Origin of the sequence: Puerhibacterium puerhi (assembly GCF_009846865.1) — a bacterium.
GTDB lineage: Bacteria > Actinomycetota > Actinomycetes > Actinomycetales > Cellulomonadaceae > Puerhibacterium > Puerhibacterium puerhi.
This window is the reverse complement of record NZ_WUWN01000034.1, coordinates 24,459-31,146: the sequence shown is the minus strand read 5'-3', so window position 1 is coordinate 31,146 and position 6,688 is coordinate 24,459. Positions and strand designations below refer to the sequence as shown.

The 6,688-nt window shown below is 75.0% G+C and carries 6 protein-coding genes; 4 read left to right on the top strand and 2 right to left on the bottom strand.

Annotated features, from left to right (window positions below; translation table 11 throughout):
* A partial coding sequence (locus tag GSF02_RS14655) for a hypothetical protein (RefSeq protein ID WP_159797799.1) occupies positions 1–248 on the bottom strand: 248 nt, incomplete at its 3' end.
* Between the two features lie 127 nt (positions 249–375).
* Here GSF02_RS14655 and GSF02_RS14650 point away from each other — a divergent pair.
* The 3 genes from GSF02_RS14650 to GSF02_RS14640 all read left to right on the top strand — a co-directional run bounded on the left by GSF02_RS14650 (position 376) and on the right by GSF02_RS14640 (position 3,995).
* Positions 376–1,098, top strand: a complete 723-nt coding sequence (locus GSF02_RS14650; RefSeq protein WP_235915598.1) for a lysophospholipid acyltransferase family protein — start codon at positions 376–378, stop codon at positions 1,096–1,098.
* A gap of 165 nt (positions 1,099–1,263) precedes the next feature.
* Entirely contained in the window at positions 1,264–2,484 is a 1,221-nt protein-coding gene (locus tag GSF02_RS14645) for a pyrophosphate--fructose-6-phosphate 1-phosphotransferase (protein ID WP_159797795.1), read from the top strand.
* A gap of 149 nt (positions 2,485–2,633) precedes the next feature.
* The gene (locus GSF02_RS14640; protein WP_159797793.1) at positions 2,634–3,995 is read left to right on the top strand and encodes a class II 3-deoxy-7-phosphoheptulonate synthase; all 1,362 of its coding nucleotides are present in this window, start codon (positions 2,634–2,636) and stop codon (positions 3,993–3,995) included.
* A 3-nt stretch (positions 3,996–3,998) separates the two neighbouring features.
* Here the strand turns inward: GSF02_RS14640 and pknB are convergent, their stop codons facing one another.
* Complete coding sequence (gene pknB / locus GSF02_RS14635) at positions 3,999–6,119, bottom strand: Stk1 family PASTA domain-containing Ser/Thr kinase (RefSeq protein WP_235915597.1); 2,121 nt, start codon at positions 6,117–6,119, stop codon at positions 3,999–4,001.
* A gap of 189 nt (positions 6,120–6,308) precedes the next feature.
* Between pknB and GSF02_RS14630 the strand changes: the two genes are divergently transcribed.
* Entirely contained in the window at positions 6,309–6,686 is a 378-nt protein-coding gene (locus GSF02_RS14630) for an Rv2175c family DNA-binding protein (protein ID WP_159797789.1), read from the top strand.
* The last annotated feature ends 2 nt before the right edge of the window (positions 6,687–6,688 follow it).

The following is a 6,688-nucleotide window of genomic DNA, read 5'->3' as shown; positions in this document are numbered from 1 at the left end:
GTGGCGCCCGGCGCGCCTGGCGCCTCGGGCGCCTCGAGCCGCGCGACGATGTCCTCCCACTGCGCCTCGACCTCGGCGTCCTCGAGCTCGCCCGGCCGGCTGTGGTGGTCACCGTCGCCCGGCGCGCCGGACTGGTCGCGTGCCGCGTCGCCGGACCGGTCCTCCGGGCGCCCGGCGCGGTCGCCGTCGTGCCCGAGACCGGCCTCGTCGTCGCGGCCGGCGCCGTCCGGCGTGTTCGAAGAGGCCATAGGCCACACTCTAGAGTTCTGTGGACCTCGCGCGCCGCCCGCCCCACCGGTGCGCCGGCGGGCGGGCGCCGTACGGACCCGACCGCCGCAGGACCCCGACGAGGAGGACCGGTTGTACTACTGGCTCATGAGGCACGTCCTGGCCGGGCCGCTGCTCAAGCTGTTCTTCCGGCCGTGGACGCGCGGTGTGGAGCACGTGCCCGCCAAGGGCGGTGCCATCCTGGCGAGCAACCACCTGGCGGTCATCGACTCCTTCGTGCTGCCGCTGGTCCTCGAGCGGCAGGTGCAGTTCCTCGGCAAGTCGGACTACTTCACCGGCGCGGGCCTCAAGGGCCGGCTGGTGGCCGGCTTCATGCGCGGCGTGGGGACCATCCCGGTGGACCGCTCCGGCGGCAAGGCGAGCGAGGCCGCCCTGCGCACCGGCCTGCGCGTGCTGTCCGAGGGTGGCCTGTTCGGCATCTACCCCGAGGGCACCCGCAGCCCCGACGGCCGGCTGTACCGCGGCAAGACGGGCGTCGCCCGCCTGGCGCTGGAGTCCGGCGCCCCGGTCGTGCCGGTCGCGATGGTCGGCACGAACGTCGCGCAGCCGCTCGGGCGCGTGGTCCCCAAGCCGCTGCCGATCGGGGTGGTCATCGGCGAGCCGCTCGACTTCTCCCGGTACCGGGGGATGGAGAACGACCGGTTCGTGCTGCGGTCGGTCACCGACGAGATCATGTACGCGATCCTGCGCCTCAGCGAGCAGGAGTACGTCGACGTCTACGCCGCCACCGCCAAGGCCCGGATCGCGGCCGAGAAGGCCGCCGCAGGCCGGGCGGAGAAGGCCGCGGACGACGACGCCGCCACGTCCTGAGCGCCCGGGGCGGCCCGGCCCGGCGACCGCGCCGCGCCGTCGCCGTCTCACCCGTCGCCCGGCCGGCGGCGCCCGCCGCGCCGGGCCATAGGATCGGCTCAGGCCGTATCCGAGCTCCCCGCTTGATCACCCCTGTTGGTACCCCTGTCTGAGAGGTGTCCTGTCATGTCGGTTCGTCGCGTGGCCCTGCTCACCGCCGGCGGCTTCGCCCCGTGCCTGTCCTCCGCCGTCGGCGGTCTCATCGAGCGCTACAACGAGCTCGACCCCTCGATCGAGATCATCGCCTACCAGTACGGCTACCACGGCCTGCTGACGGGCAACAAGATCGTGGTCGACGAGGAGGGGCGCAAGAAGGCGGGCGTCCTGCACCGCTTCGGCGGCTCGCCGATCGGCAACTCCCGGGTCAAGCTGACCAACGTGGCGGACGCCGTCAAGCGCGGCCTCGTCCAGGAGGGCCAGGACCCGCTGCAGGTGGCCGCCGAGCAGCTCAAGGCCGACGGCGTCGACGTGCTGCACACCATCGGTGGCGACGACACCAACACCACCGCGGCGGACCTCGCCGCCTACCTGCACGACAACGGCTACGAGCTCACCGTCGTCGGCCTGCCGAAGACCATCGACAACGACGTGGTCCCGATCCGCCAGTCCCTCGGCGCGTGGACCGCCGCGGAGGAGGCCGCCGGCTTCGCGGCCAACATCATCGGCGAGCACCGCTCCGGGCCCCGCATGCTCATCGTGCACGAGGTCATGGGCCGCCACTGCGGCTGGCTCACCGCCGCCGCCGCCGCCGAGTACCGCAAGTGGCTCGACACCCAGGAGTGGGTGCCGTCCCTGGGCCTGAGCAAGGAGCGCTGGGACGTCCACGCGGTCTTCCTGCCCGAGCTCGCGCTGGACATCGACGCCGAGGCCGCCCGCCTGCGGGCCGTGATGGACGAGATCGGCAACGTCAACATCTTCCTGTCGGAGGGTGCCGGCATGCACGAGATCGTCGAGCAGCTCGAGGCGTCCGGCCAGGAAGTCGCCCGCGACCCGTTCGGGCACGTGCGCCTCGACGAGATCAACCCCGGCCAGTGGTTCGCCAAGCAGTTCGCCGAGAAGCTGGGCGCCGAGAAGGTCATGGTCCAGAAGTCGGGCTACTACTCGCGCGCCGCGGCGCCGAACGCCGAGGACCTGCGCCTCATCAAGTCGATGACCGACCTGGCCGTCGAGTGCGCACTGCGCGGCGAGGCCGGCGTCATCGGCCACGACGAGGAGGACGGCGACCGGCTCAAGGCCATCGCGTTCCCGCGCATCGCCGGCGGCAAGGCGTTCGACGTCTCGCAGCCGTGGTTCGGCGAGCTGCTCGAGGCCATCGGCCAGCCGCTGAAGCCGGCTGCCGCGCACTGACGCACGATCCGGGGGGAGCGGCGCGAGCCCGTTCGGCGAGAGCCGAGCGAGCGCAGCGAGCGAATCATTCGAGCCGAGCGGGCTCGCGCCGCTCCCCACCACCGCGTCCCAGACGCCTCCACCGCCGCCTCGACCGTCACCTGAGGACCATGAGCACCGCCGTCGACTCGCCGTCCGCCGCCCTCGCCGCGGACCTGGACCACTTCCGCGCCCTGCCCGCGCGCCAGCAGCCCACGTGGCCCGACGCCGCGGCGCTCGCGGCCGCGACCGGCCGCCTGGAGCAGGCGGCGCCGCTCGTGGTCCCCGCCGAGTGCGACACGCTGCGCACCCGGCTCGCCGCGGCCGGGCGCGGCGAGGCGTTCGTCCTGCAGGGCGGCGACTGCGCGGAGACGTTCGCGGAGGCCAGCGCGGGGCGCATCCGCAACAAGATCCGAACGCTGCTGCAGATGGCGGTGATCCTCACCTACGGCGCCTCGACGCCGGTGGTGAAGATCGGCCGCATGGCCGGCCAGTACGCCAAGCCGCGCTCGTCCGACGACGAGACGCGCGACGGCGTCACCCTGCCCGCCTACCGCGGCGACATGGTCAACGGCCACGCGTTCACCCCCGAGGCGCGCACGCCCGACCCCGCGCGGCTCGAGCAGGCCTACCGGATCTCCGCCGCCACGGCGAACGTGGTGCGCGCCTTCACCCAGGGTGGCTACGCCGACCTGCGCCAGGTGCACGAGTGGAACCGCGGGTTCATGCGCAACCCCGCCTACGCGCGCTACGAGGTCACCGCCACCGAGATCGACCGGGCCATCCGGTTCATGGAGGCGTGCGGCGCCGACTTCGACGCGCTGCGCACCGTGGAGCTGTACCTGTCCCACGAGGCCCTGGTGCTCGACTACGAGCGGGCCCTGACGCGGGTGGACGCCCGCACGGGCGCCGCCTACGACACCAGCGCGCACTTCCTGTGGATCGGCGAGCGCACCCGCCAGCTCGACGGCGCGCACGTCGACCTCCTCGCCCGGGTGGCCAACCCGATCGGCGTCAAGCTCGGCCCCACGACGTCGCCCGACGACGCCCTGGGCCTGGCCGCCCGGCTCAACCCCGACAACGTGCCGGGCCGGCTGACGTTCGTCGCCCGGATGGGCGCCGGGCGGGTGCGCGAGGTGCTCCCGGCCCTGGTGGAGAAGGTCACCGCCGCCGGCGTGGCGGTCACCTGGGTCACCGACCCGATGCACGGCAACACCATCACCTCGGCCACCGGGTACAAGACGCGGCGCTTCACCGACGTGCTGGACGAGGTGCGCGGCTTCTTCGAGGTGCACCGCGCCCTGGGCACGGTGCCCGGCGGGCTGCACATGGAGCTCACCGGCGACGACGTCACCGAGGTGCTCGGCGGCAGCGAGGAGATCGACGAGGCGGGCCTGGCGCTGCGCTACGAGACGCTGGTCGACCCCCGGCTCAACCACCAGCAGTCGCTGGAGACCGCGTTCCAGGTCGCTGACATGCTGCGGGGGCGCTGAGGGTCACCACACGGTCAGGGTGACCGTGCTGCCCTTGGGCGCCTCGCCGGAGACGTCCTGGAACCGCACCGTGTCGAGCAGGCCGCCGAGGTAGCGGTTCTCCTCGACCACGAGCCCCGCGTCCTGCAGGGCCCGGCGCGCCTCGCCGCTGCGCATCCCCACGACGTCGGGCACCTGGACGACCGGCGGGCCCGCCGAGACGGTCAGCCGCACCGTGTCGAGGCGGTGGGCCTGCGTGCCGTCGGCCGGGTCCTGGCGCAGCACCGTGCCCTTCGGCACGGTCTCCGAGTGCTCGTCCTCGGTGAACTCCACGTGCAGGCCGAGGTCCTCGAGCGCCGCCCGGGCCTCGTCCCGCTCGCGGCCGACCTGCTGGGTGACGGTCACCGGCGCCGGGCCGCCCGACACGGTCAGCGTCACCGGCCGGTCGTGCGGGACCTCCGTGCCCGGCTCCTCGGAGACGGACAGCACCTGGCCGCGCGGGACGGTGTCGCTCCAGTCCTGCTGCGGGTCCGCGACCGTGAAGCCCGCGTCGGTCAGGGCGGCGGTCGCGTCCTCCTGGCTCTGGCCGGCGAGGCCGTCGGGCACCGTGAGCATGCGCACGCCGAGCGACACCACCAGGCGCACGCGGCCGTCCTTGCGCACCTGCTCGCCCTCGGCGGGCACCGCCTCCACTACCGCACCCTCGGGCACGTCGTCGCTGTAGGCCTCCGTGGTCACCACGTCGAGCCGGTGGGCGGCCAGGCGCTCCTGGGCGTCGGCCAGCGGGACCTCGGCCACGCCGGACGGCACGCGGGTCCAGGCGCCCGGCCCGTCGGCGAACCACCACCACGTCCCCGTGCCGCCGCCGAGCGCGAGCAGCAGCGCGAGGGCCGCCGCGACGGCGGCGCGGCGGCGGCGCGGCCGCTGCGGCGCCGCGTCCTGCGCGGTGGCGGCGGCGGTTCCCGACGGCGCTCCGGCCGCCTGCCGGGCGTCCAGGGCGACGGTGCGCTGCTCGACGACGCGCTCGGTCGTCGTGCCGAGGAGCGCCTCGGTGAGGTGGACGCCGTCGCCGGGCGTGGCGGTGGCGAAGACGCCCGCGGGGATGGCGTCGAGCTCGCCCGTGTCGTCGAGGTCCGCCGCGCCGTCGGACGGGGCGTCGGGCGCCGACGGGGCGCCTTCGGCGGCGAGCGTCGCGTCCTGGGGTGCGCCGTCCGGCGTCACGCCGGCGGCGTCGCCGCCGGGCGCCGGGGCGGCCGCGACGGGTGGTTCGGCGCGCCGCTCGAGCACCTCGGGGGCGAGCGTCAGGTGCACGTGCCGGACGAGCTCGAGCGCCGCGCCGCCGTCGGCGGGGCGCGATGCGGGGTCGCGCGCGGTCAGGGCGCCGACCAGCGCGTCCACCGGCGCCGGCAGCCACGGCGCGCGGCCCGAGGGGGGCGGCACGTCGTCGTGCACGTGCTGGAACGCCACCTGGATCGGCGTGCTCCCGGAGTGGGGGAGCGCCCCGGTGAGCGTCTCGTAGGCCAGGATGCCGACGGCGTACAGGTCGGTGCGCGCGTCGCAGCCGCCGGTGGCGATGACCTCCGGCGCCAGGTAGGCGACGGTGCCGAGGATCGTGCCCGTCGTCGTGCTGGTGACCTCGGTGACGGCGCGCGCGAGCCCGAAGTCGGCGACCTTGACGTGCTCGCCGTCGGAGGTGATCAGGACGTTCTCCGGCTTGACGTCCCGGTGCACCAGCCCCTTGCGGTGCGCGGCGGCCAGTGCGGCGAGGACCTGCTCGAGGATCTGCAGCGTGCGCCCGACCGTCAGCGTCCCGTGCGTGCGCAGCTCGCGGCGCAGCGTGGAGCCGGGCACGTACTCCATCGTCAGGTAGCTGGTGTCGCCGTCGAGCCCCTGGTCGTACACGGCGACGACGCCGGGGTGGGTGAGCCGCGCCGCGGCACGGGCCTCGCGGCGGAAGCGCGAGACGAACTCCGCGCCCTCGACGCCCTCGGCCAGGTGGGGGTGCATCACCTTGAGCGCGACGTCGCGCTCCAGGCGCCGGTCGTGGGCGAGGTAGACCATGGCCATGCCGCCGCGGGCGATGCGCGAGCGGACCTCGTACCGCCCGTCCACCAGGCGGCCGAGGAGCGGATCGGTCGTCGCCATGGCCACGGAGGCGAGTGTAGGCGGCGGCGTGCGGGCTGGGGATGACCCGCGCCCGACGATTGCGCCACGGGCCACGGGCCACGGGCCACGGGCCACGGGCCACGCGCCACGGGCCACGGGCACCGGACGTCGGGTTCCCCGGGACGCCGGGCTCCGGGCGCTGCTGGTGCTGCCCGTAGGCTGGCGGGCGTGAGCACCACCCCCGACCTCGACGCCCTCGTCCCCGAGTGGCTGCCCCTGCCCGATCTCGCCGACCGCATCGGCGTCCCCTTCACCCAGGTGCGCAACCTGGTGCGCGACCGGTACGTCGTCGGCGTGCGCCGCGGCGAGCGCGCCGTCTTCCAGGTGCCGGCCGCGTTCCTCGTCCCGGCCGAGGGCGGCGCGGGCGAGCAGGTGCTGCCGTCGCTGCGCGGCACCGTGCTGGTCCTCGCCGACCAGGGGCTGCCGGACGAGGAGATCGTCGAGTGGCTGTTCGCGGCGAACGACGCGCTGGGCACCTCGCCGGTCGAGGCGCTGCGCGCCGGGCGCAAGACCGAGGTGCGCCGGGTGGCCCAGGCGGTCGCCTGAGC